The organism is Bradyrhizobium sp. CCBAU 25338 (genome assembly GCF_028128965.1).
GTDB classification, from domain to species: Bacteria; Pseudomonadota; Alphaproteobacteria; order Rhizobiales; family Xanthobacteraceae; genus Bradyrhizobium; species Bradyrhizobium liaoningense.
On record NZ_LFKY01000040.1, the window covers coordinates 1 to 24,986 of the forward strand.

Sequence of the window (24,986 nt, forward strand, 5' to 3'; positions counted from 1 at the left end):
CCACCGCCCGGATGGGCACATCCAACCGCCCGAACGAACTCAGGTCTGGATAAAACTTGGGGGCAACGTCATCGAAGATTTGTGCTTAAAAATCAAAGACGAACCGCGGTCCGAAACAATCGAGTGGGAGTAGTGCTGCAGGCGGCTATCGCGTGCTTGGCGTAGGTCTAGGATTGTCTCTCGCCTCCAAGAGACGAACTTAGCCTGTTTGGAGCGACAATCATACCGCTCCGAACAGGGGAGTGCAGCAGCGTAGTTGAGCGTGCGGAAGGGAGGGGTGCTCGCTTCGGTGCTCATTACATGCCTGGTACGTCAGCAAATCATCGGCCGGGATGAAGACAACTGGAGCGCGCCGCACAGGTGATGCGTCCGGCGCGAATACCGAGCCCTCAGTGCCCTGATATCTAGGCAATCGTCTTCAAATACAGGCTTGGATCGAAGTATTTGCTCGCTGGCGTGAAGTCCTTGATGCCCGCATTGGCCATGAAGAAGTCTGTCGACTGCTGCAGCCAGTTGGCGACCGTCCCGTCCGAGTACATCCGCTTCCAGTCCTTGGACGTGAACATCTTTTGGGCCTTGAACGACTCGTTGATATCCGACAGCGGCGTCTGACTGTAATGACCCTTCTGCAGCTTCTCCATCGCTTCTGCGCTGTTCGCGACGATGTAATCATTGGCATCCGCCCAGCCGCGGATCAGCTTGGCCAAGGTCTCCTTGTTGGGCTCATAATAGTCATTGGCGGCCGCCCAGCCGCCAATGATCGCCGCCTTCGGATAATAGGCTGACGCATCGGCCAGTTTGATCGCGCCCGGCACCTTGTCTCGAACCGTTACATTAAACGGCACCCAGAGCGCGACGGCAGGGACCGCGCCGGAAATGAAGGCGGTTACGGCGGCCGGCATGGTCTGGTTGACGAGTTCGACCTCCTTGGGATCGACCTTGTTGGCACGGAGCGCGGTATCCAGGAATACGTGCGCCGTTGTGCCGGTCGCAGTTGCAATGCGTTTGCCTTTTAGATCCTCGAACGATTTGATGCCCTGATCGCCGCGAACCCAGAGCTGCGCCGTGGCGACCTCGATGTCGTTGATAAGGAAGACTTTGCCCTGGCCGCGCGCTGGGAAGTTCGAGAGCACGGCGCCGGTCGCCAGCACGTCGAGGCTGCCGCCGATCAGTGCCTGGAAGATTTCCAGGCCGGTGTTGAACTGACGTAGCTCGAGATCGAGGCCCTGCTTTTCGAAGGAACCGCGATCCATGCCGGTCCAGATCTGGCCGTCGACGGCGACGGTGTGAAGATAGCCGACGCGGACTTTTGTTTTCGCTTGCGCGATCGCCGGTGCCGAGGCCGTGAAGGTGCCGAGTGCAAGGCCTGCCGTCGTCGTCAGAAATTGCCGCCGATCCATGGTGTGTCCTCCGTTTTGCTTGTTATTCCGAGAATGAGACCGGACGCATCTGCGCCTGCTGGGCGCGATATTCGTCCATCACGAGCTGCCTGATATGGCTTCGCAGTTCGGCGAATTCCGGACGCTCCTGGATCGACTCGTCGCGCGGGTAGGCGAACGGCACGTCGATGATCTCTTTGATCCGTGCCGGCCGCGCGGTCACCACCACGATGCGGGAGGCGAGGTAGATCGCCTCCTCAACGGAATGGGTGATCAGCATGACGGTCTTGCCTTCGGTCTCCAGCACCTTGAGCAGCAGGTTTTGCATGTTGGAGCGGGTCTGAGCGTCGAGCGCGCCGAACGGCTCGTCCATCAGGAGGAATTGCGGCTTCACCGCATAGGCCCGTGCGATCGCGAGCCGTTGCCGCATGCCGCCGGACAAATGTTTCGGATAGGAATTGGCGAAGTCGGACAGGCCCATCAAGCCGAGATAGTGATCGCAGATCGCGTCGCGCTCGGCGGTCGCGACATGGTTGGCGTTGAGCGTCAGGCCGAAGGCGATGTTCTGCTTCACCGTCAACCAGGGGAATACGCCATATTCCTGGAAGATCACGCCGCGTTCGGGGCCGGGGCCCCTGACGGGACGTCCATCGAACAGGACCTTGCCCGTCGTCGGTTTCTGGAAGCCGGCGAGCATGCTCATCGTCGTGGTCTTGCCGCAGCCGGACGGGCCGATCACCGCGATGAAATCGCCGTCGTTGATGTCGTAGCTCACGTCCTCGACCACGTTGAGGCGGCCCTTCGGCGTATCGAAAGACAGCGAAACCCCGTCGAACTGTGCGCGCTTGGTCATGCGATGGCCCGATCCTGCCAGACCAGCAAGCGGGCTGTGATCTTGCGCAGGATCAAGTCCATGATCAGCGCGATCAAGCCGATGCAGATGATGCCGACATAGATGACGTCGAGCAGGAAGTAGGTCGAGGCATTCTGAATCATGGCACCGAGCCCACGCTGCGCCGCGATCAGCTCGGATGCGACCAGCGTTGCCCAGGCTACGCCCAACGCCACGCGCAGCGCTGTGAGGATGTGCGGCACGGTAAGGGGAATGATGACCTTGCGAAAGATCTCGGCCTGGTTGGCTCCGAGCGTCTGCGCCACGCGGATGTAGAGCGGCGTGATCTGCGACACGCCCTCATACATCACGATCACGCCGGAGAAGAAAGAGGCGTAGAAGAGGATGACGAGCTTTGCGAGCTCGTCGACGCCAAAATAGACGATCACCAGCGGGATCAGTGCGATCGGCGGCAGCGCACGGAAGAAGTTGATCATGGGGTCGGCGAAGGTGCGGGCGGGGCGATACCACCCGAGCAGAAATCCGACCGGCACTGCCACGAGGATGCCGAGCGCGACGCCGAGAAAGACGCGCCGGGTCGAGGCGAAGATGTCGATCAGCAGGCCTTCCCTGGTGAGAAGCTCGAAGAACTTGGCGGCGACATGGTGTGGCGCCGGGATCAGCGATACGTTGACGAAGCCGCTCCAGCGCACGGCGTACCAGAGCAGGATTGCACCGATCCATGGTATCAATCCGAGACCAAGGCGTCTCAGGCCGGCTCCGTTCATTCGACGCGTCCACCCAGATTGCGGTTGCTGTTTTCAGAGGTCATATTATAAATAGGATGACCATACAAGTGGCGCCTTTGGTCATAGGCGTCGCAGGCTTTCCCGCATGACACCGTCGCCTTTCACAATTCGAAGCGCCCAGGCGTTTGGCTATCGCTACCCGCTTACGACGCCGGTCATCACGTCGTTCGGGCGGATGAAGGATCGGCCTGCCGTCTTCGTTCGCGTCGAAGACACCGATGGATATGTGGGCTGGGGCGAGGTGTGGTGCAATTTTCCGGCACCTGGCGCCGAGCATCGTGTCCGGCTCGTCAACGACGTGCTCGCGCCGGCTCTGGTTGGATTTCATGCGACCGAGCCGCCCGCTGTGTTCGAGCACTTGACGCAGGGAACTTCGGTGCTGGCGCTGCAATCGGGCGAAGCCGGCCCGTTTGCGCAGGCGATCGCCGGGATCGATCTCGCCGTCTGGGATCTCCACGCGCGTCGCCAGAACGTTGCGCTGTGGAAGCTGCTCGGCGGGGCCAAGCGCACGATCAAGGCCTACGCTAGCGGCATCAATCCGCTCGGGTCTGAGCGGACCGCTGAAGCGGCGCTGGGCCGCGGATATCGCGCGTTGAAGCTGAAGATCGGCTTCGATCCTGCGGGCGACCGCGCCAATCTCGCCGCGCTGCGTCGTCTTGTGAGCGAAGGCCTGCTGGCTGCCGACGTCAATCAAGGGTGGACCATTGCGGAGGCGTTGGAACTTGCACCGCAGATCGAGCGCTTCGATCTCGCCTGGCTCGAAGAGCCGATCCGCGCGGACCGGCCGCGGGGGGAATGGAGACAATTACGTGAGGCCATCGACATTCCGCTCGCAGCCGGCGAGAACATCGCGAGCCGCGCCGGATTCGCTGAGGTGCTGCGCGAGCCGGTTCTTGGTGTTGTTCAGCCCGACATTGCCAAATGGGGTGGGCTGTCGGCGTGCGCGGGCATTGCACGCGACATCCTGGCGTCGGGAAAGATGTTCTGCCCGCACTATCTCGGTGCCGGCATCGGCCTTCTGGCATCCGCGCATCTTCTCGCCGGCGTCGGCGGCGACGGGCTGCTAGAAGTCGACTGCAACGAGAACCCGCTACGCGATCGTTTCTGCGGTCCGGTGCTCGATGTCCGCGACGGCATGATCGAGCTCGGCGACGAGGCGGGCCTCGGCATCACGCCCGACCTTGCCTCCATCGAACAATACCGGACGATCTGATGTCAGCACGCGGTTACGACTACATCATCGTCGGCGCGGGCTCGGCGGGCTGCGTCGTTGCCAACCGGTTGTCGGCCGATCCGGCCTGCCGCGTGCTGTTGCTCGAGGCCGGCGGATCGGATCGGAATTTCTGGCTGAAGCTTCCCGTCGGCTACTACCGGACCATCTACAACGAGCGATTCTCGCGCCTGTTCAGGACCGAGCCCTCGGAAGGGAGCGGCGGTCGCGCCATCGTCTGGCCGCGTGGCCGCGTGCTCGGCGGCTCCTCGTCGATCAACGGTTTGATCTTCATCCGGGGACAGCATGAGGACTTTGACGATTGGGAGCGCGTTGGCGCCGCTGGCTGGAGCTATCGCGAACTCCTGCCCTATTTTCGGCGCTACGAACGCTACCGCGGCGGCGAGAGCCAGTTTCATGGTGGGCTCGGGGAGTTCGAGGTATCCGATCTGCGCAACGACAATCCGGCATCGAAGGCCTGGGTCGAGGCGGGCGTGCAGTTCGGCCTTCCGCGCAATCCCGACTTCAATGGCGCAACGACGCTGGGTGTCGGCACCTACCAGCTGGGTATCGGGCAGCACTGGCGGACCAGTTCCGCCTCGGCGTTTCTGCGCCCCATCGCCGGCCGTCCCAACCTCACGATCATCGCCCATGCGCAGGTCAGCAGGGTTGTCTTCAACGGTCGCGTCGCGACCGGCGTCGAATGGATCAGCAAGGGACAGGTCCACAAGGCGACGGCTGATCGTGAGATCATTCTGTCCGGCGGCGCGCTGCAGTCGCCGCAGATCCTTCAGCTTTCCGGCGTCGGTCCGGCCGACCTGCTGCGCAAGCTCGGCATTCCCGTCGTTGCCGATTCTCCTGAAGTCGGCGCCAATCTTCAGGACCATTATCAGGCCCGGCTGATCGTCCGCCTGAAGGAGCGAATTTCGCTCAACGATCAGGTTCGCAATCCCGTCGCCCTTGCGAAGATGGGCTTGCAGTGGATGCTGGCAGGCAGCGGTCCGTTGACGGTCGGCGCGGGGCAGGTGGGCGGCGCAGCCTGCACGGAATACGCCGTCGGCGGCCGGCCGGACGTGCAGTTCAACGTGATGCCGCTCTCGGTCGACAAGCCTGGCGAGCCCCTGCACAGCTATTCCGGCTTCACCGCTTCAGTCTGGCAGTGCCACGGAAAGTCGCGCGGACAGCTTGCGATCAGCTCGATCGATCCGTTCGAGCAGCCGCGTATCGTACCGAACTATTTCGCCGAGGAGATTGACCGTAAGACCATTGTTGCGGGTTTGAAGATTCTGCGCGAGATCTATCAGCAGAAGGCGTTTCGTCCGCTCTGGGATGTCGAGATGGTGCCGGGCGAGGCAGCAAGGGATGATGCCGGGCTATGGGACTTTGCGCGCAACACGGGTGGTACGGTGTTTCACTGTGTCGGGACCTGTCGCATGGGGCGGGACACGCAGGCCGTGCTCGATCCGCAGCTGCGTGTGCGCGGCGTCGAGCGGCTGCGTGTGATCGACGCCTCGGTGATGCCGCAGATCACCTCGGCCAACACCAATGCGACCAGCCTGATGATCGGCGAACGCGGTGCAGCGCTGGTCATGGCTTGATCGCGCCACCTGAATTCCGGAGGACGAGATGGAATTGAGTTCCGACAGTCACGTCCCCAAGTATGCGCAGATCGCCGACATCTTCCGGCAGCGCATCGCGCGCGGCGTCTGGACTCAGGGATTTCGCCTGCCGGCCAACGAGGAGCTGGCGGCTGAGTTCGGCGTGTCTCGCGTCACGATCAGGCAAGCGGTGGAGCTGCTCGCCCGCGACGGCGTGATCGAAGCGCAGCAGGGCCGCGGCACTTTCGTGACGGGGACCGTGCGGCAGGATCGTTGGCTCAAGGTCGAGACCACGCTGTCCGATCTTGCCGACATGTATCGCGACACCTCGCCCGAGATCATCAACATTTCGGAAAGTCGCAGCAATGCGCCGCTGCTTCCCGGAGACGGCAAGCCGGCCGAAAAATACGTCTTCATGCGTCGGCTGCATTCGCGGCAGAAGCAGCCTTACTGCGTCATCTCCATCTATCTCGACGAGAAGATCTTCCGCAGGTCGCCGAAGCGCTTTCGCAACGAGACCGTGATTCCGATCCTGAACGACCTCAGGGATCCCGCCATCGCCAGCGCGCGCCAGACCTTGACGATCGGTACCGCGGATATCGAGGCGGCGCGGCTGCTGCGCGTGCCGCTGAACTCGCCGGTGGCCGAGGTCCGCCGCATCTTCACGACGCAGGACCGTACGGTGATCTATCTCGGCGAGGTCACCTATCGCGGCGACTTCGTGCGGATCGACATGGATCTGCGACCCTAGCGCCCTCAACGCGAGAACAGCTCCTGGTTCCGGCGCTCGAGCTCTTCTCCGTAGGTGCGCAGAACGTGAGCTTCGCTCAGGGTGCCGATCGTGGCGCGATGGTCGGGACGGTCGACAACCGCGAGCACGTCGGCTTCGCTGCGTTCGAACGCCTTCAGGATCTCGCGAACCGGCGTGGTCGGGAGCAGGTATTCCTCCTGTTGCTGCGCCAGCGACCCGAGCAGCTCCTCGTCCCGGCTGGCCACGGAATGCAGCGTGGCGGCGGGCACGATGCCGGCATAGATGCCGTTGGGATCGCGCAACACGATTTGGCGGACCAGGGCCGGTGAGAACTGCCTTTGCGCCTCGCCGATCGGCATCGTCGTCAGCGCATTCTCGAAGTCGGCGCGCATCAGGGATGCCGCGCTCATCTGCCGGACCCAGCCAACGTCCTGCGGGCCGCGGATCGCCTCGCCGCGCAGATGGAAGCGCCATGTCGCGAAGCTGTAGCCGAACAGCTCGCGGACGATCAGCGCGCAGACGGACGAGGCGACAACGGCGCCGACGGTGACGGAGAAATCGCCGGTGATCTCGAGCGCGAGACAGACCATGCTGAAGGGCGCTCCGAGCACGCCGGTTCCGAGCGCGGCGAGCGCTGCAATCGCGGCGGTGCCGGGCTGAAGCGCGATCGTGGGAAGAGGGCCGGTCAGCACGACGCTGTAGAGCTGTCCGATCAGCGCGCCGAGCAGGAGCGAGGCGAAGTACAGGCCGCCGCGAAAGCCCGAGCCTAGCGAGATGGCGGAGGCCAGGATCTTGAACACGATGGTTGTCGTGAGCAGGAGCCAGGTCGGATTGCTGACCAGCAGTATCTGCATCGCGCCGTGGCCGGCGCCGAGCACGGTCGGCGTCAGCAGGGCGAGGCCGCCGAGGAGCAGGCCGCCGAGCATCGGCCGCAGCAGGCCCTTGAGCACCGTGATGCGCTGAAAGCAGCGCTCGGAGAATGCGACGGCGAGCATGACGAGGATGCTTACGAGGGCGCAGATGATGCCGATCAGCACCGTCTGCCCGATCATTTCGACGGACACAGGCGAGGGGAATCCAGGCACCATCAGGAAGGACTGGTGCGTCAATTGCCGCGCGACGAGCCAGGCGGTTACGGCGCTGGCGATGACCGGCACGAGTCCAGCGGACGTATAGGCACCGAGTACGACTTCGAAGGCATAGAAGGCGCCGGCGAGCGGTGCAGAAAACGCGGCGCTGATGGCTCCCGCGGCGCCGCAGGCCACCAGGAGCCGCATGTCATTGCGCCGGGCGGCCAGGCGCTGGCCGATATGGGAGCCGAACATCGAGCAGATCTGGGTGTAGCCGGCTTCCAGCCCGACCGATCCGCCGAACCCGTTGGACAGCAGTGTCTGAGTCGAGATCAGCAAGCTGCCGCGAAAGGACACCCGGCCGCCATAGAGCGCATTGGCCTCGATCGCGTCGGCGAGCTGCTGTCCCTTGACGCGCCGGGCGAAGTAAAGCCCGATCAGCGCAAGCACCAGGCCACCGAGCACCGGGATCAGTAGCGTGCGCTGCCACGAGATCACGCCGGTGGCACTGAGGTGGGCGTCGAAAGGAATGTCGAACAGCAGGGCGTGAAAGAGCTGGCTGAGGCTCGAGATCGCAGCCACGAGCACGCCGCTGAGCAGCCCGACGACTATGCCGACCAGCACGGGGCCGGTTTCGCGGTTGCGCACGAAATTGCGCAGGAACAGCGGCAGCAGGCGGATGCCGGGCGCCGCAGCCGGCTTCGCAGGATGTGGTGCCTGCGCCATCCTAGGCCGGAACCCGTAGCGGCTCGGTGCGCACGACGCGGAAGCCGATATTGCTGGACGAGGAATCGGGCGTATTGGAGCTTCGCGCCGCGGCGCGGTAGCGATTGCAGTAGGATTCGTGGCAGAGGAAGGATCCACCGCGCACCGACCGGTTGGGAGCAGGCTCGCGGTTCAAGGGATCTCGCGATGGCGTGAGGCGGTGATAGCTCGGCGAAAAATAGTCTTCGCACCATTCCCAGACGTTTCCCGCGGCATTGTGCAGGCCATATCCGTTGGGCGTGAAGGCGTGAACGGGCGCCGTACCGAAATAGCCGTCCTCCATGGTATTGCGGTCGGGAAAGTTGCCCTGCCAGATATTGCAGCGATGCTCGCCGCCGGGCTGCAGCTCATTGCCCCAGGGGTAGGTGGCCTGGTCCAACCCGCCGCGCGCGGCCATCTCCCATTCCGCTTCGGTCGGAAGACGCGTGGCGGACCATTGGCAATAGGCCTGTGCATCGTTCCAGGAGACGTGGACGACTGGATGATCGAGCCTGTCGAGAATGCTGCTCGACGGTCCTTCCGGCTGTGCCCAATAGGCGCGCGTTACCGGCACCCACCATGGCGTTTCCTGAACGCGCGTCGTGCGGTCTGCACGTGTCTCTTCCGGCAACAGCCCGTCGAAGACAAAGCTCCAGCCGTAGCGTTCGGCATCCGTCGTGTAGCCCGTGGCCCGGACGAAGTCGCCGAATTGCAGATTGCTCACGGTGTGACAAGCAATGGCAAACGGCGACAGCGTGACGAGCCGCACCGGGCCTTCGCCGTCTTCGACAAAGCCTCCGCCCGCGGATCCCATGTGGAAGGTTCCGCCGATCAGCGAGCTCCATCGGCGCGGGATCGGGGTTGGACTGGGCAGGATTGCTGCTTGCGCATCAATGCCCGGCGGCGGTTCGTTGCCGGCGGTGCGCAGGGTGCAACAATGTGAGCGATCCCCTGTCATGCCCCTATTTCTGCTTCTCCTCCTCCCAGAAGGCGGTGCCGCCTTCCGCCTTCATCAGCTCGAGAATTTTCTCGCGCGGGATCACGCCGCAACGGTCGGCCCATTGCTGGTACTGAGCCGTCATCTCGCGGACGCGATCCGGATGCTGCGCGGCCAGATCGTTCATCTCGGTGCGGTCGGTCTCCATATCGTAGAGTTCCCATGGGCCGGGGTACTTCCGGACCAGCTTCCACTTGCCGACGCGCACGGCCGCATTGCCCTCGTGCTCCCAGAACAGCGGGCCACGGTTGCCATAGGCTGAGGCGAATGACGGCACGAGGCTCTCCCCTTCGCAGGGCAGGATGGCGTTGCCGTTGTACTCCTTGGGATAGGTGGCGCCGGTGACGTCGAGGATGGTCGCCATCACGTCGGTGAGCTGGCTTGGATTGTGCCGCAGCCCGCCTCTCTCGGAAATGCCGCGCGGCCAGTGCACGATGAACGGGGTTGCGATGCCGCCTTCGTGGATCCAGTGCTTGTAGAGACGGAACGGCGTGTTGGAGAGGTTGGCCCAGGCGGTGCCGTAGCTCTGGTAGGTGTCCTCGGCGCCGGGCATCAGGGTCGGGTCATTGCCGAAGCGCACCGGTCTGCCGTCGCGCGTCTTCGCCTGCGCGATCATGAGCTGGTCGACCAGCTCCTTTGCCGTGACGCCTTCCGGAATGTCCTCGGCGCAGGCGCCGTTGTCGGAGAGGAAGATGATCAGCGTGTTGTCCATCTGGCCGGTCTCGTCCAGCGCCTTCAGGATGCGGCCGATGCCCTGGTCCATGCGGTCGATCTGGGCCGCGTAGACCTCCATGCAGCGCAGCGTCCATTCGCGCTGCTCCGCGTCGGTCCACGGCGGTTGGGTCGGATCGCGATCGGTCAGGCGCCAGTTCGGATGGATGATGCCGTCGTCGACCAGGCGCTTGAGGCGCTCCTCGCGCAGCCTGTCCCAGCCCGCATCGAAGCGGCCCTTGTACTTGGCGATGTCCTCGTCATGGGCATGAAGCGGCCAATGCGGCGCCGTATAGGCGACGTACTGGAAGAATGGCGCGTCGGGCTTCTGCGCCTTGTGCTGGCGGATGAAGGCGGCAGCCTGATCGCTGATCGCATCGGTGTAGAAGAACGAGGGATCCTTCACCGCCTCGTGCTCGATATTGTCGTTGCCGCGGGTGAGCGTGTTGGGATGGTAAAAGGAGCCCGCGCCGATGATGGTGCCGTAGAAGTGGTCGAAGCCGCGCTGCATCGGCCATGCGTCGGTCGGCTCCGTCAGGCTGCTGGCGATGTGCCATTTGCCGCTGAGGTAGGACGTGTAGTTCTTGCTTTTCAGCGCCTCGGCGATCGTCACGCAGCTCTTGTTCAGATTGCCAGCGTAGCCCTCGGGGCCGTTGCTGTAGGTAAGGATGCCGATGCCGGTCTGGTGCGGATGCAGGCCGGTGAGCAGCGAGGCGCGTGAAGGGCTGCAGCGGGCGGTGTTGTAGAACTGCGAATAGCGCAAGCCATTGGCCGCGAGGCGATCGAGGTTCGGCGTCTGGATCTCGCCGCCGTAACAGCCGATGTCCGAGAAGCCCATGTCGTCGTTGAGGATGAGCAGGATGTTGGGGCTGTCAGGGGTCTTTGCGCCATTCGGCATGTTCTTGTCCTCGTGATTGACGTGTGGCGGTTAGTGGCGGCGCGTCAGGCTGATGCTGAGGCGGAAATATTTTGGCAAGTACACGGCGCGCAGCAGCTCGAGCGCCCGTCCGTCCTTGCCAAAAGTGACGCGCTCGATGGAGAGCAGGGGCGAGCCGACCTTGACCCCGAGCAGCTTGGCGCTGCCGGCGTCGGCGAGGTCGGCGCTGATGGTCTGCTGGGCGTCCTTGATGGCGAGGCCAAGCTCGTCCTCAAAGACGCGGTACATGATGATCGAGACCAGATCGCGCTTCTCGAGCTCGAGACCGATATCCGGGGGATAGAAGGCGTGCTCGATGGCGATCGGCGTGTCGTCCGCGAGCCGCAAGCGCCGGAGCTGCCAGACGGCGCGCTCGCGCAGCTGTTCGCGAACGGCGGCGTCGTGCCGGTTGGTCATGCCCTGCTGCAGGATCGTGGCGCCGGCCTGGTAGCCGGCATCGCGGATGGTTTCCGAAAAGCCCATGAGGTGGCCGACCCAGTTCTCGGGCTGGTTCGAGCGCAGGAAGGTGCCGCGGCCGCGCGAGCGGTCGAACATGCCTTCGGTCACGAGGGGGGCTATGGCGTTGCGGATGGTGATGCGGCTGACGCCGAAATGGCGGCCGAGCTCGGCCTCGGTCATCAGGCGGCCGGTCTCGTCGATCAACTTGCCGTCGCGCACCTGGCTGCGAATGGATTCACGGATCTGGATATGCAGGGGCGTCGAGCCCTCCGCGGCTACATCGCTGCCGAGCGGTGCAGGTTTCTTCTTGCGTGTTTGAACAGCCATGGTGTCAGAGCCGCCTGCGTGTCGCTGGATCGAACAAGTGAATGTCCTGGGGACGGGCGGTGATCGAGATCGTGTCGCCTTCGCCGGGAATGTTGCCGTCGGAGACGCGCATGCGGATCATGGTGCCGGCGCAGTCGAGATCGAGTACGGCGGTATCGCCGAGGTCCTCGATCAAATCAACGCGTGCGCCGAGGCCGCCTTCCGTCATGCGCAGGGCGCCGGGGCGTAGGCCGACCACCACGTCCCGCTCACCCGCAGTCGCGGTCGTCGTCTTCAAACGGTGGCCGGCGATGATGACGTCGCCGTCCACGTAGCGGGCGGGAACGAGGTTCATCGGGGGATTGCCGATGAAGCCGGCAATGTCGATCGAGTTCGGACGGGCGAAGACCTCTGCGGGCGTACCGACCTGCTGGATCTCGCCCGACATAAACACCGCCATGCGGTCCGCAAGCGTCATGGCCTCTTCCTGGTCGTGGGTGACGTAGACCGCGGTGACGCCGAGCGAGCGCTGCAGCTTCTTCAACTCGGCCCGGGTTTCCAGCCGCAGCTTTGCATCGAGGTTCGAGAGCGGCTCGTCGAGCAGAAACAGGCGAGCCTTGCGCACGATGGCGCGGGCCAGCGCGCAGCGCTGCTGCTGGCCGCCCGAGAGCTGGCCCGGCTTGCGATCGAGCAAATGGTCGATCTTCACCTTGCGCGCCGCATCCTTCACGGCGGGCGTGATCTCGGCCTTCGGCAGCTTGGCCATCTCCAGCGGGAAGGCGATGTTCTCGGCCACCGTCATGTGCGGGTAGAGCGCGTAGCTCTGGAATACCATGGCGATGTCGCGGTCCCGCGCATCGGTCGAGGTGACGTCCTTGTCGTCGATCAGAACGCGGCCGGCGGTCGGCGCATCGAGGCCTGCGAGGATGCGCAGCGTCGTGCTCTTGCCCGAGCCGGACGGGCCGAGCAGCGCGAAGAACTCGCCCGGCCTGATGTCGAAATTGACGCCCTTCAGAGCGGCGAACTCGCCGTGCATCTTGACTATGTTGCGAAAACTGACCTGACCCTGGCCGCTCATCGGCGTCCTCCGCCCTTGACTGCACCGACCGTCAGGCCCTTCACGATATGCTTCTGCGCGACCACGCCGAGGACGACGACTGGCAGCATGGCAAGCACCGAGACCGCGGCGAGCTTGGCCCACAGCGTCTGCTCGACGGAGACGAAATTGAACATGGCGACCGTGACCGGGCGCACCGTGTTGCCGCTGAGTACGACGGCGAACAAAAATTCGTTCCACGCATTGAGAAACACGAACACGACCGTCACGGCGATGCCGCCACGGACCTGCGGAATGATGATCCGCCACAATGTCTTCAATCGGCTGGCGCCATCGAGATAGGCGGCTTCCTCCATCTCGAAAGGAATGTCCTCGAAATAGGAGACCAGCAGCCAGATCGCGAAGGGCAGGGAGAACGACAGGTAGATCAGGATGATGCCCTGATAGGTGTCGATCCAGCCGATGTTCCGCAGCACCAGGAAGTAGGGGATGATGATGCCGACCGGCGGCAGCATCTGCGTGGCCAGTACGTAGAAGCCCGCGAACTTCTTGCCGCGAAAGCGCAGACGCGCCAGTGCGTAGCCTGCCGGCACCGCCATCAGCATGGTCACGATTGTGGTGCCGACCGAGATGATAGCGCTGGAGAGAAGGTTCGGCAGGATCGATCCCGAGCCGAACAACACGTCGCGATAGGCTTCCCACGTCGGCGTGAACACCAGCTTGGGCGGATAGGCCAGCACGTCGGAATCGGTCTTGAGCGAATTCATGACGCTCCAGACGATCGGAAACGCCCAGGCGAGCAGGAAGACCGTGGAAATCGCGAGCAGGGCGATGATGCGGAAACGCTTTGCGGTCATTTCGCCCTCCGCATCGCAAACAGGATTCCGGAGATGATGATGGTCACGATCAGCAGCGCGACAGCGAGCGCTGAGCCGTAGCCGATCGACAGCTCGGTGAAGGACTTCCGGTACGCATAGAGATTGAGGATCTCGGTCGCCGTGCCGGGACCGCCGGCGGTGACGGTGAAGATCGCTGCGAACGCGGTCAGCGCCACCATGGTCCGCATGATGATGACCATGACGATCGCCGGGCGCAGCAAGGGCAGGGTGATGCGGCGAAAGCGTTGCCAAGCGGAGGCGCGGTCGAGCTGCGCCGCCTCGTAGATGTCCTCGGGCAGCGAGGCGAGCGAGGCCAGCAGCACCATGAACGCGAACGGCGTCCACTGCCAGGTATGGATCGCGATCACCGAGACCATCGCAAGCGTGGGGTCGCCGAGCCAGTTCTTGCTGCCGAGGCCGGCGTTGATGGAGAGGAAATCGACGATGCCGAATTCCGGTGCCAGCATGAAGGTGCGCCAGATCATGCCCACAACGGCCGGCGACAGCACCACGGGCAGGATGGCGATGACCCTGAACCAGCCCTGGCCGCGCTTCATGTCCATGACCAGCAGGGCAAGCGCCAATCCGATGATGACCTGCAGCGCGACGGTCGAGCCGGTATAGACGAGGCTCACCAGCAGCGAGGTCCAGAAGCGTTCGTCGGAGAGCAGCACCTGGTAGTTCTCGACTCCGACGAAGCCATTGGTGAACGGCATCGCCAGGTCCATCCGGAATGCGCTAGTGTAGACCAGGAAGAGCAGCGGAAACGTCGTCGTGGCGAGCAGTGCAAGAAACGCCGGTGCAAGCAGGGTCGCTGCAAACCGGCGCTCGCGCTGCGCCAGGACGCGTCCGAAATCGCTGCGAGGCGCCTCGCTCGCGATCCCGGCCGATGTCACCGCGGTCGTCGCCATGGCTCAGCCGCGCATCATGGGTTCGATGCGGCGCTGCGCATCGTCCAGTGCGGCCTTGATCGAGGCCTGGCCGGAGAGGGCCGACTGGATCGCGGTCGCCATGGTGTCGCCGATCGCCGGCCATTGCGGCACGCGCGGACGCCAGTCGACGTCGGTGTCGTCCTGCAGGGCCCCCATCGTAGCCTCGACGAAGTTCTCGCCAAAGCCGTTCATCAGCTTGATGTAGTCGGGATCCTTCCACACCGAGGTGCGGTTGACGCCCGAGCGTTTGGTGGGACCGGCGAACTTGTGCGCGGTGCGCGCCTGGGTCTCAGCGCTCGCGGCCCACTGGATGAACAGCCAGGTCGCCTTGCGCTTCTTCTCCGGCAGTGCGGAATTGATCGGAAAGCCCCAGTTCCAGATCGACGTGGTGCGCTTGCCCGAGGGCCCCTTGGGCCAGCGGGCATAGGCGACCTTGCCGATCACCTTGGACTTCTCAGGGTTGTTGATGACCGAAGCCGACGAATGCGCGTCGATGTAGCTGGCGACGGTGCCTTGCGAGAAGGCGTCGGCGATATCCGGCCAGTTCCAGTTGGCGGCTGCCGTCGGCGCGTACTTCTTCATGATGTCGACGTACCAGGCGAGCGCCGCCTCGGCCTCGGGGCCGTTGACGGTGAGCTTGCCGCCCTTCATCCAGTCGCCGCCGAACTCGCGGAAGATCGACGGATAGATGTACATGTTCTGGCCGGCACCGGCGACGCCGCGCAACGCTGCGCCCCAGACGCGATCGTTCGGTGTGTTCAACGCCGCGGCATTGGACATGTAGGCCTCTAGCGTGTCGGCCGGCTTCAGGCCCTTCGCGTCATAGAGGTCCTTGCGATAGACCTGGATAGTGACTTCGCCGTCATAGGGCATGCCATAGAGCTTGCCGTCGATGCCGTTGGCGCTGCGCCAGGCCGGAATGATGTCGTCGAGCTTGAACCAGGCCGGATCGGTCAGCGATTTGTCGGCGAGGTAAGTGTCGAGCGGCTCGACCCATTTGTTAGCGGCATAGAGCGCGTAATACATGGGATCGGCGGCGTGGGTCGCGTAGGTGCCGGTCTTCGAGGTCAGGTCGATGACGCTCTTCTGCCGGATCTGCGCTGGCGGAATCTTCTCGAAGCGGACGTCGATGCTGGTGAGCGCCTTGAACTGCGGCGCCAGTGCAATGAGGTTTTCGAAATAGCTTGCCGGGATCACGGCGACCGTGATGGTCTCGCCGGAAACCTGCTGCCAGTCGATCTGAGCGGATTTGTAGGGCGCGAGGTCGGCGTCCTGCGCGGCAGCTTGCCGGAGAAAGGCCGGGCCAAGCGTCGCGAAAGCGGCGGCGGCGGTTCCGGTCTTGAGTAGCGTTCGTCGCGTCGGCGTGAATGACGGCATGCGGTCCTCCCGAAAATCCGGATTTATACTTCCGGTTAGTTAGGACATTTGCCTAAAAGTTATAACAAGTCAACCGCGGCAAGACTGATCGTCATCCAGCCATTTTGCCGGAGCGTGAATCGATACGGACCTCGCCCCTTAAGGAGACACGATTGGGCTGAGTAGCGATAATGTGCAGTTGCAGCCTGGGGGCTGTCCAAGGCGCTGGAGATCTGCGCGAGCCGGGCATTGTAGAGCATTAGGAAGAGGGCCAATCGCTTCCTCCCGAACTCGATCGTCCGATCGCAGGGGTTCAGAAAGTCGCGCTCGCCAAGCCCAGCCTCTGACGGTGGGGAACAGCACCCGCAGCCTGACTGTATTCTATTGAGCGGGAAGAGCCCGGATCGGGCCGTGAAGGGGCAGATAGTCACTCAGACGATGAGGTACCCCGGCGTCCTTTGGAACGCGATTACTTCCCGGTAAAGCGTGGCGCCCGCTTTTCGACGAAGTGGGCTACGCCCTCTCTGAAGTCTTCAGTTCCGCGGCAGATTGCGACCTCTCTGTTTGCGAGCTGGGTGGCTTCGGCCAAGGTCTGCCGGGCCGCCGCCGTCAGCTGCTGCTTGATGATGCGCATGGACCGGGGGGAGCAGAGATTGGCGAAATCCGATGCGGTCTGCTGCACGGTCTCGCGGAAGGTTTCGGCCGGCAGCATTCTGACGAGACCGAGCCGCTCGGCTTCCGCCGCCTCGACGACGCGCCCCGAAAGAAGAAGGTCTGCGGCGTTCATCGGCCCGATGAGCTGGCGCAACATCCAGGCGCTCCCGTGTTCCGCGATCAAGCCGCGCCGGGCGAAGGACGTGGTCAGCTTCGCACCTGCGGCCATCAAGCGGAGATCGCAGTACAGCGCGATGCAAAGACCAACGCCCGCGATCGCGCCGTTGATGCCCGCAATGATCGGCTTGGGAACGGCTAGTAGGTAGCTGTATCGTTGCGCCAGATCGTCATCGCTGTTAGGGGGAACGACCGGTGCAGCGTCGGCAACATTTCCCGTCGACGCATCGGACAGGCGGCCCATATCCGCGCCGGCGCAGAAGCCGCGGCCCGCACCGGTGATCACGATCGCACGGACATCGTCGTCCTCAGACGCGATCGCCATCAGGCGGCGCAGCTCGCTCTCCATGACAGGTGTCCACGCATTCATCTTGTCCGGCCGGTCGAACGTGATTGTCGCGACGCGATCGGACACTTTGAACTTCATCTGCTCGGCACCAACCATGGGCGTGCTCCGTTTGGCGAGCCTTCTAGCAAACCACCGGCACCCATGAAATCGGTTTCGCTCATCAGAAAACTTTTCTATCTATGTGAAAACGTGAGGGAGGAAAGCGTGTCGAAAGAGGTCATCAAAACGGCCAAGCGGCTGTTCGAGATTCTGGAATATTTCGATGAAATGCAGCGGCCATTGAGTCTCAAGGAGGTCGCGCTGCGCTTCGGCTACCCTGTCTCAAGCGCATCTGCGGTCCTCAAGAGTATGGTAGTGCTCGGCTATGTCGATTTCGACCGCTATTCGCGCACGTACATGCCGACGATGCGGATCGTCCAACTCGGGCACTGGGTGCAGGGCGCGCTTTTCGGCGAGCGTGGAATTTCGGCGCTGGTCAACCACCTAAACAAGGAAACGGAAGAGACCGTCAGCATCGCAACGCAGAGTGACCTGTACATGCAATATATCCATGTTCAGCCATCACCGCGCACGATCCAGTTTTCGATCAGACCAGGGACGATCCGGCCCCTCGCGCGCTCGGGCCTTGGATGGATGATATTGAGCGCACGTTCGGACGATGTGGTCGAGAAGCTCGTGCGCCGCATCAACTTCGAAGAAGAGGATCGAAAGAAGAAGGTCGACCTGAAGGAGCTGATGCAGAAACTCCGTAAGATCCGCAAAGATGGCTACGTCATCTCCCTTCATACCGTTACAGCCGGTGCCGGAGTCATTGGCATGTTGCTCCCGGAGCGGCGTCATGGTCGCATCCTGGCGATTGGCGTCGGGGGCCCGGTTGAACGGCTGGTTTCCAAGCGAACGCAGATTCTCAGATCGTTGCGCGAAGGGATCGACAGATTCGTCTCCAGGGAGGACCTCACACCTGCGACGAAAGCCCGCGACTAAGCAGAGTCATTTTCACATATCTGTAAATATCAGCGCATATCTGTAATGCTCTAGCTTTCAGCATCGGCTCGGCACATTGTTCTCCCACTCCACGCCCTGAATGCGCGGAGGTACTAAGATGGTAAAAAAGGGTGGATCGTGCAGGAGAAGGTCGTCGATCTGAAAACCAGGGATGGGGTGATGAACACGTATGTGTTTCATCCTGACCGTCCAGGACCGTTCCCTGTCGTCATCTTCTATATGGACTCGGTCGGTGTCCGCGAGGAGCTGTCAGACATGTGCCGGCGTCTCGCGACGGTCGGCTATTACGTCATCATGCCGAACATGTATTACCGCATGGTCCGCTGCATCGATCTCGACGCCAATAGACTGTGGGATCCAGCTTGCGCAGACAAGCTGGAGCTGATGTGGAAGCTCAACCGCCACCTCACGAACACGATGGTGATGGAAGACACTCAGGTCATGTTCGATTTCCTCGCCAATGAGGAGGCGGCGCGACAGGGCAAGACGGGATGCGTTGGCTATTGCATGAGCGGCCGCTACGTCTATCGCGCGATGGGCGTGTTTCCGGATCGCATGGCCGCAGGCGCGTCCGTCTACGGTGCCCGGCTCGTCACCGACCAACCGGATTCCGCCCATCTCGTCACGGACAAGATCAAGGGCGAGATCTACTTTGCCCTCGCCGAACACGATCACTACGCACCGCCCGAGATGCTGGAGCAGGTGTCTCAGGCAATCAAGACAGCCGGTATCAACGGACGGTTGGAGTACTATCCGGAGGCCGAGCACGGTTTCGCGTTTCCGAGCCGGCGCCTCTACCACAAGGCCAGCACCGAGCGACATTGGGAGCGCCTGTTCGATCTCTTTCAGCGCAATCTGAATTGAGTTCGAACGTCTGAGCCGACCTGCATTCAAGGAAGCCGCCGGGGCGTCGCAGCGCGTGCGGCAGAAAATCATAAGGGAGGAACGATGAAGCTTGCGGATCGTATAAAGGTCATGTTTTCGGCAGGGGCCGTCGTGGCCGCCACTTTGCAGCTCGCTTACGCGCCCAGCGCGATGGCTGCCGACCCGGTAAAGATCGGTCTGGCGCTGCCGCTGAGCGGCGCGGCAGCGACTTACGGACAAGAGCTGCAGCGCGGCGCGGAATATGCAGCGGAACTCATTAATCAGCGCGGCGGCATTCTCAGCGGCCGGAAGATCGAGCTGGTCTTCGAAGACGAAAAGGGCACTCCTCAGGGCGGAGTTGCAGCGGTGCAGAAGCTGATGTCTGTCGGCCGGGTGAAGGCAATCACGGGCGGAACGAACAGCTCGGTCGTGCTTGCGGAGTCCTCTGTCACAAAGAAGCGCATACTGCAGGTGAACGCGGGTGCGCAGGCTGACGCCATCACCGATCAGGGAAGCCCCTGGCTGTTTCAGATCAACAACACGGTATCGCTGAATTCGGAAGCCTTCAACGCCTACATCGTGAAGACCTTGAAGCCCAAGACGGTCGCCTACATGGGCGAGAATTCCGAGTTTAACAAGACCGTTCTGGAGAAGCTCAAGGAAAGCCTCAAGTCAGCCGGCATCGAACTGGTCAGCACGTCGACCTACGATGCCGAGACAAACGACTTCACGTCTATCCTCACCAAAATCAAGGCGAGCAATCCCGACATGATTTACGTCGCCGATGCCTATCCGGCGCGTGCAGCCCAGCTCTGGAAGCAGGTGCGACAGATCGGCGGCTTCAAGATCGAGGTTATGTCGCCGGGCGTGGTGACGCCGGGCATGATCAAGCCATCTGAGGGCGCCATGAATGGCATCATCACCGGTGAAATCTTCATGGCGTCCGATCCGGGGCCCGACGGGAAAGAATTCGTTGAGAATTACCAGAAGAAGTTCAACAGTGTCCCGGGCAAAGGCGAACTGGTGATCTTCGAAGCGATCAACCTGATTGCGTCCGCGATGGACAAGGCCGACACCGATAGCGACTACGACAAGATCTCGAAGGTCATTCGCGAAGGCGCCTGGCAGAGCCCGCGTGGCCTGTTGAAGTTCGACGAAAAGGGCAGGGCGCGCGCGCCGTACTTCTACATTCAGCGTGTCGAGAACGGGGCTGTCGTTCAGCTCGAGCGCGTCAGCGCGAACTGAAGATCGACCGCTGATCTAAGTAGAAGGTGCGTCGGCTTTGGAACTTCTGACTCAAACCCTCGTCAACGGATTGGTGCTGGGCGCCGGCTATGCCGTCATCGCCGTCGGCCTGACGCTGATCTTTGGAATCGTAGGCATCGCAAACTTTGCCCATGGCGCGTTCTTCGCCATGGGCGGCTACGCCTGCTATTTGCTGACGTCGCAAGGCCTGAACTATTTGGCCGCTGTTCCGCTATCCGTCCTGATCGTCGTGATCATTGGAGCGCTGACCGAATGGATTGTCATCCGGCGCAGCCTCTACGGAGATTCGCATCACGGCTCGTTGATCGTGACCTTCGCGCTTGGTCAGGCCGCTGTGGCCGGATTGATCCTGATCTTCGGGCCGGATCCGCTTCCTGTCCCGTCGCCTCTAGGGCAGAGCACGATGCGATTTCTCGGGATCTTCGTCGCTTCGCAGCGCGCTTTCATCTTCGTCTGCTCAGTGCTCGTGCTCGGTGCCCTCGGCCTGTGGCTTCGTCTGAGCATCAAGGGTCAGCAGGTCGTCGCGGTTGCCCAGAACGCGCGCGGCGCGCTTTATTCCGGGATTGACGTGCCCTGGATACGCGCGCTCGCCTTTGTGCTCGGGGTCGGCGCGGCGGGTCTTGCCGGTGCGCTGCTGGCGCCGATCTCGACGATCTATCCGACCATGGGATACAGCGCCCTGATCGTCGGATTTACCGTCGTCATCCTGGGCGGCATGGGCAGTATTCCCGGCGCGATGCTGGGAGCGCTTCTGATCGGTGTCGCCAACGCGCTGTTCGAAACTTACGTCTCTGTCTCGTGGACGCCTGCGTTGGGCTGGGCGCTTGTCATCGCCACGCTGCTGTTCCGTCCACAGGGACTGCTTGGCCAAGTCCAGCAGCATCGGCACTGAGATGGCGATCCAGGATTTCGGCGCGATGATGGACAGGAAGCAGGCCGGCGCCATGTACGGCAACAAGGCTGCGCGCGCCGCGCGAGAGATCATTTACGTCGCATGCGCCGCCATGGCCATCGCGGCGTTCGCCTTCGCGTTCACCGATCCGTTCGTGGTGACCCTCGCCGGTTACACCTGTGCGTTCGCCCTGTTTGCTCTGAGCATCAACATCATCCTCGGCGGCGTCGGCGAGGTGCCGCTCGGCCAATGTCTGTTTTTCGGCGTCGGCGCTTACGGCGCGGCTATCGGAATGGGCAAGCTTGGGTTGCCGTTCGAGGTCGCGGTGCTCATCGCACTTGTGTTTTCCGTGGTGCTGGCCGCCATCATCGGCGTCATCACGCTGCGTTTGACCGGCGCCTATTTCTCGATCGTGTCCTGGGGCCTGACCGGCGTCGCCATGGTCGCGGCGACGAATCTCGAGGAGATTACCGGGGGGCCGCTCGGCCTGTTCGGCTTTCCGCCTATCGAGATCGGCCCGCTTCAGCTGTCGGATCCGCAGACCTACTTCGCGGTCACCGCCACAATTCTTCTGCTTGCGATCGTCTTCCTGGTGGCCCTGCGCCGGTCTCCGTTCGGCGGCGCCATGGACAGTGTCCGCCAGAATCCCCATCTCGCGCGCTCGGTCGGCGTCGATGTGGCGCGCGTCCGGCTGAAGGCTTTCATGCTGAGCGCGCCGTTTGCCGCGCTGGCTGGTGCGCTCGCCGTTCCCTACACGCAGATTGTCACGCCCGAGGTCTTTAGCGTCGCGAACACGGTGGACGGGCTTCTGATGGTCCTGCTGGGCGGCGCGCAGCTCGTGGTCGGACCGGTGATCGGCGCTGCGATGTTCACCCTGATACCGCAGGCGATGAACCTCGATCCGAACGTGAGGATCCTGGTGTTTTCGTCGATCATCATCCTGATCATGATGTTTGCCCCCGGCGGACTGCACCAACTGGGAGTCGCTCTGCGTGACCGGCTCGGAAGGAAGACAGATGACGATCGCAGCCGCTGAACGTCCGGTCGTCTCGGCCCGGGACATCGTCAAGCGATACGGCGGCGTGACGGCTTTGAACGGCGTCAGCCTCGATGTCGAGGAAGGCGAAATCTTCGGCATTATCGGCCCGAATGGTGCGGGCAAGTCGACGCTGTTCGATATCCTCTGCGGCATCACCGTGCCGACCAGCGGATCGATCCGCATCATGGGAAGCGAGATCTCGGGGATGCCGCCGCATCTCATCGCGCGCACGGGCGTCGCCCGAACCTTTCAGAGAACGGCCGTGTTCGCCGAAAGCACGGTGCTGGAAAATCTCCTGTTCGGGCGCCATACGAGCTTTCGCCATGGCGTCTTGGGCCGCATCGTCGGCAGCAAGTCCTATGTCCGGGATCAGCAGGCCTTCCTGGCTGGCGTCGAGGAGGTTCTTGCGCTTATCGGCCTCGACGGAGAGCGGCACCGGAAGGCTGGCGTGCTTGCCTATGGCGTGCAGCGCCGGCTGGCCGTCGGGATCGCATTGATGTCCGATCCGAAGATCATGTTCCTCGACGAGCCCGCGGCCGGCATGAACGGGCGCGAGACCGCCGACTTCATCGCGCTGATCCGCGCGATCGCGCCGGGGCGGACGATCCTGATCGTCGAGCACGACATGGCGGTCATCCGGCAACTCTGCGGCCGCGCGCTCGTCGTCGTCGACGGCAAGCCTGTCGTGGTCGACGCGCCACATCACGTCCTCAGTCATCCGGAAGTCGTGACCGCTTATCTGGGGGCCGACGATGACGAGTGATGGCACGCTGCTGACCGTCAAGGACGTCTCGGCGGCTTACGGAAAGGTCGTCGCGCTCCGCGGTGTCTCGCTTTCCGTCAATCGCGGCGAGATCGTCGCGATCCTCGGCGCCAACGGCGCCGGCAAGACAACGCTTTTGAACGCGATCTCCGGTGTCCTGCCGATCACCGCGGGCCGCATCGAGTTCGCGGACCAGCGCATCGACGGGCGCAAGCCGTGGACGCTCAGCCGGGCCGGCATCAGCCACGTGCCGGAAGGGCGCGAGATCTTTCCGTCGATGACGGTCGAGGCGAACCTGAAGATCGTCGACGCGTTCGGCAGTGGCCCCGTGTTCTCGGTCGAAGACATCCTGAACATGTTTCCGCGCCTGCGCGAGCGCTTCCGGCAGGCCGCCGGCAACCTCAGCGGCGGCGAGCAGCAGATGCTGGCCATCGGCCGCGGCCTGATGGCGCGTCCGCGGCTGATCCTGTTCGACGAGCCGTCACTCGGTCTGTCGCCGTTTTTCTCCAAATTCGTGCTCGGCGCGATCGGCGCGTTGCGGGCCAAGGGCCTCTCGGCGCTCCTGGTCGAACAAAACATGCGCGCGGCGCTCAAGATCGCCGACCGCGCCTATGTGCTCAGGGTTGGCTCGATCGTGCGCGAAGGCTCGGCCGGCGAAATCGCCGACGCGCCCGACATCCAGGAAGCCTATCTCGGCGCCTAGCTGAGATAGATCGTTGCAAGGGATTTGAGACAGACACATGCAGGGTCGACGCAATCTTCCGCTTGATGGCCTCACGGTAATCGATCTTGGCCAAGTCTATCAGGGGCCGTACGCGACGTATCTGATGGCCAAGGCCGGGGCCAGTGTGATCAAGATCGAGCCGCTCGCCGGTGAGCCGGTTCGCCAGCGCGACAGCGTCAGTCGCGGCTCGGGCGCGCCTTTTGCGATGCTGAACGGCCACAAGAAGTGCATCACGCTCGATCTGAAATCCGCCAACGGCAAGGAAATCCTCAAGCGTCTTGTCAAGAACGCTGACGTTCTGCTCGAAAACTACGCGCCCGGCGTGATGGATCGTCTCGGCATCGGCTGGTCGGTGCTGAACGAGCTCAATCCCAGGCTGGTCTACGCCTCGGGATCCGGCTACGGGCTATCGGGTCCGGACAAGGACAATCTGGCGATGGACGTGACCGTTCAGGCCGTGTCGGGGCTGATGAGCGTCACCGGTTTTCCGGACAGTCCGCCCGTCAAGGCCGGTCCGGCGCTGGTGGATTTCATGAGCGGCATTCACCTCTATGCAGGCGTGATGACGGCCTTGTATGAGCGGCAGATCACGGGCGTCGGCCGGCTGGTGGAAGTGGCGATGCAGGAAGCCGTGTTTCCCGCGCTCGCCTCCAACCTTGCCTACATGTACGACATCGGCCGGGCGCCGCCGCGCACCGGCAATCGGCACGGCGGGCTCTCCGCTGCGCCCTACAATGTCTATCCGGCGAGCGACGGCTACATCGCGATCATCGCGACCAACGACAAGCATTGGAGCAATTTGCTGCAGGCAATCGGGCGGACCGAGCTGGCCGACGACCCACGCTTCCGTGACAAGGTCGCGCGCGTTCGCAACATGGACGAAACCGACCAGCTGATTACCGACTGGAGCTCAAAGATCACCCGCGAGGAGGCTTGCGCGGTGCTGGCGAAATTCAAGGTGCCCTCCGCGCCGGTCCGCGACCTCGAGGAGGTCTGCAACGACCGGCATATGCATGCGCGCGGGATGCTGGAATGGCTCGAGCATCCGCAGTTCGGACGGATCGTGATTCCAGACAGCCCGATCCGCATCCACGGTGCCGACAGGTTGCCCGCTGCGGTCTCCTCCCGATTGGGTGCGAACACCGACGAGGTACTGTCCTCCATGCTCGACATGTCGGAATTCGAAATCGCCGCGCTCCGAACCGAGGGCGTGATCGGCGCACGCCCTTCATCCACCTGACGAGAAAA

The 24,986-nt window shown here is 62.9% G+C and carries 23 protein-coding genes; 11 read left to right on the forward strand and 12 right to left on the reverse strand.

Annotated elements, in window-relative coordinates:
* Positions 1-404 precede the first annotated feature (404 nt).
* Genes ACM42_RS24340 through ACM42_RS24350 form a run of 3 tightly spaced genes read right to left on the reverse strand, consistent with a single transcriptional unit; the run spans position 405 to position 2,999 of the window.
* Complete coding sequence (locus ACM42_RS24340) at positions 405-1,400, reverse strand: ABC transporter substrate-binding protein (protein WP_271530279.1); 996 nt, start codon at positions 1,398-1,400, stop codon at positions 405-407.
* Positions 1,401-1,422: 22 nt separating this feature from the next.
* Complete coding sequence (locus ACM42_RS24345) at positions 1,423-2,232, reverse strand: ABC transporter ATP-binding protein (protein ID WP_271530280.1); 810 nt, start codon at positions 2,230-2,232, stop codon at positions 1,423-1,425.
* Positions 2,229-2,999 carry an ABC transporter permease gene (locus tag ACM42_RS24350; protein WP_271530281.1) on the reverse strand — a complete coding sequence of 257 codons (771 nt, stop codon included), beginning with the start codon at positions 2,997-2,999 and terminating at the stop codon, positions 2,229-2,231. Before ACM42_RS24350 ends, ACM42_RS24345 begins: the two co-directional genes overlap by 4 nt.
* Before the next feature lie 106 nt (positions 3,000-3,105).
* Here ACM42_RS24350 and ACM42_RS24355 point away from each other — a divergent pair, with 106 nt between their 5' ends.
* Genes ACM42_RS24355 through ACM42_RS24365 form a run of 3 tightly spaced genes read left to right on the forward strand, consistent with a single transcriptional unit; the run spans position 3,106 to position 6,579 of the window.
* A complete protein-coding gene (locus ACM42_RS24355) occupies positions 3,106-4,233 on the forward strand; it encodes a mandelate racemase/muconate lactonizing enzyme family protein (RefSeq protein ID WP_271530282.1) in 1,128 nt (375 codons plus the stop codon).
* Positions 4,233-5,828 carry a GMC family oxidoreductase gene (locus tag ACM42_RS24360; protein WP_271530283.1) on the forward strand — a complete coding sequence of 532 codons (1,596 nt, stop codon included), beginning with the start codon at positions 4,233-4,235 and terminating at the stop codon, positions 5,826-5,828. Before ACM42_RS24355 ends, ACM42_RS24360 begins: the two co-directional genes overlap by 1 nt.
* 28 nt (positions 5,829-5,856) lie before the next feature.
* Entirely contained in the window at positions 5,857-6,579 is a 723-nt protein-coding gene (locus ACM42_RS24365) for a GntR family transcriptional regulator (protein WP_271530284.1), read from the forward strand.
* Positions 6,580-6,584: 5 nt separating this feature from the next.
* Here the strand turns inward: ACM42_RS24365 and ACM42_RS24370 are convergent, their stop codons facing one another.
* The 9 genes from ACM42_RS24370 to ACM42_RS24410 form a co-directional block, all read right to left on the reverse strand.
* Positions 6,585-8,375, reverse strand: a complete 1,791-nt coding sequence (locus tag ACM42_RS24370; RefSeq protein ID WP_271530285.1) for a chloride channel protein — start codon at positions 8,373-8,375, stop codon at positions 6,585-6,587.
* Position 8,376: 1 nt separating this feature from the next.
* Positions 8,377-9,207 (reverse strand): formylglycine-generating enzyme family protein, encoded by an 831-nt coding sequence (locus ACM42_RS24375; protein ID WP_271530286.1) that lies wholly within the window; start codon positions 9,205-9,207, stop codon positions 8,377-8,379.
* A 148-nt stretch (positions 9,208-9,355) separates the two neighbouring features.
* Positions 9,356-10,999 (reverse strand): arylsulfatase, encoded by a 1,644-nt coding sequence (locus ACM42_RS24380; protein WP_271530287.1) that lies wholly within the window; start codon positions 10,997-10,999, stop codon positions 9,356-9,358.
* Between the two features lie 30 nt (positions 11,000-11,029).
* Positions 11,030-11,803, reverse strand: coding sequence for a GntR family transcriptional regulator (locus ACM42_RS24385; RefSeq protein ID WP_271530288.1), 774 nt, complete (start codon positions 11,801-11,803; stop codon positions 11,030-11,032).
* 4 nt (positions 11,804-11,807) lie between these two features.
* Positions 11,808-12,860: an ABC transporter ATP-binding protein gene (locus tag ACM42_RS24390; RefSeq protein ID WP_271530289.1), complete on the reverse strand. Its 1,053-nt coding sequence runs from the start codon at positions 12,858-12,860 to the stop codon at positions 11,808-11,810.
* Positions 12,857-13,696 carry a carbohydrate ABC transporter permease gene (locus ACM42_RS24395; protein WP_271530290.1) on the reverse strand — a complete coding sequence of 280 codons (840 nt, stop codon included), beginning with the start codon at positions 13,694-13,696 and terminating at the stop codon, positions 12,857-12,859. The genes ACM42_RS24390 and ACM42_RS24395 overlap by 4 nt, the downstream gene beginning before the upstream one ends.
* Positions 13,693-14,628, reverse strand: a complete 936-nt coding sequence (locus tag ACM42_RS24400) for a carbohydrate ABC transporter permease (protein WP_271530291.1) — start codon at positions 14,626-14,628, stop codon at positions 13,693-13,695. Before ACM42_RS24400 ends, ACM42_RS24395 begins: the two co-directional genes overlap by 4 nt.
* A 3-nt stretch (positions 14,629-14,631) precedes the next feature.
* Entirely contained in the window at positions 14,632-16,026 is a 1,395-nt protein-coding gene (locus ACM42_RS24405) for an ABC transporter substrate-binding protein (RefSeq protein ID WP_271530292.1), read from the reverse strand.
* Positions 16,027-16,474: 448 nt separating this feature from the next.
* Entirely contained in the window at positions 16,475-17,281 is an 807-nt protein-coding gene (locus ACM42_RS24410; protein WP_271530293.1) for an enoyl-CoA hydratase-related protein, read from the reverse strand.
* A gap of 108 nt (positions 17,282-17,389) precedes the next feature.
* Between ACM42_RS24410 and ACM42_RS24415 the strand changes: the two genes are divergently transcribed.
* From ACM42_RS24415 to ACM42_RS24450, 8 genes are all read left to right on the forward strand, one after another.
* The gene (locus tag ACM42_RS24415) at positions 17,390-18,169 is read left to right on the forward strand and encodes an IclR family transcriptional regulator (RefSeq protein ID WP_271530294.1); all 780 of its coding nucleotides are present in this window, start codon (positions 17,390-17,392) and stop codon (positions 18,167-18,169) included.
* Between the two features lie 180 nt (positions 18,170-18,349).
* Entirely contained in the window at positions 18,350-19,054 is a 705-nt protein-coding gene (locus ACM42_RS24420) for a dienelactone hydrolase family protein (RefSeq protein WP_271530295.1), read from the forward strand.
* A gap of 84 nt (positions 19,055-19,138) precedes the next feature.
* A complete protein-coding gene (locus tag ACM42_RS24425) occupies positions 19,139-20,299 on the forward strand; it encodes an ABC transporter substrate-binding protein (RefSeq protein ID WP_271530296.1) in 1,161 nt (386 codons plus the stop codon).
* A 70-nt stretch (positions 20,300-20,369) separates the two neighbouring features.
* Entirely contained in the window at positions 20,370-21,212 is an 843-nt protein-coding gene (locus tag ACM42_RS24430) for a branched-chain amino acid ABC transporter permease (protein ID WP_271530714.1), read from the forward strand.
* Positions 21,213-21,324: 112 nt separating this feature from the next.
* The gene (locus tag ACM42_RS24435) at positions 21,325-22,248 is read left to right on the forward strand and encodes a branched-chain amino acid ABC transporter permease (protein ID WP_271530297.1); all 924 of its coding nucleotides are present in this window, start codon (positions 21,325-21,327) and stop codon (positions 22,246-22,248) included.
* On the forward strand, positions 22,229-23,014 hold the full coding sequence (locus ACM42_RS24440; protein ID WP_271530298.1) for an ABC transporter ATP-binding protein: 786 nt from the start codon (positions 22,229-22,231) through the stop codon (positions 23,012-23,014). Before ACM42_RS24435 ends, ACM42_RS24440 begins: the two co-directional genes overlap by 20 nt.
* Positions 23,004-23,717, forward strand: coding sequence for an ABC transporter ATP-binding protein (locus ACM42_RS24445; protein WP_271530299.1), 714 nt, complete (start codon positions 23,004-23,006; stop codon positions 23,715-23,717). Before ACM42_RS24440 ends, ACM42_RS24445 begins: the two co-directional genes overlap by 11 nt.
* 37 nt (positions 23,718-23,754) lie before the next feature.
* Positions 23,755-24,978 carry a CaiB/BaiF CoA transferase family protein gene (locus ACM42_RS24450; RefSeq protein ID WP_271530300.1) on the forward strand — a complete coding sequence of 408 codons (1,224 nt, stop codon included), beginning with the start codon at positions 23,755-23,757 and terminating at the stop codon, positions 24,976-24,978.
* The last annotated feature ends 8 nt before the right edge of the window (positions 24,979-24,986 follow it).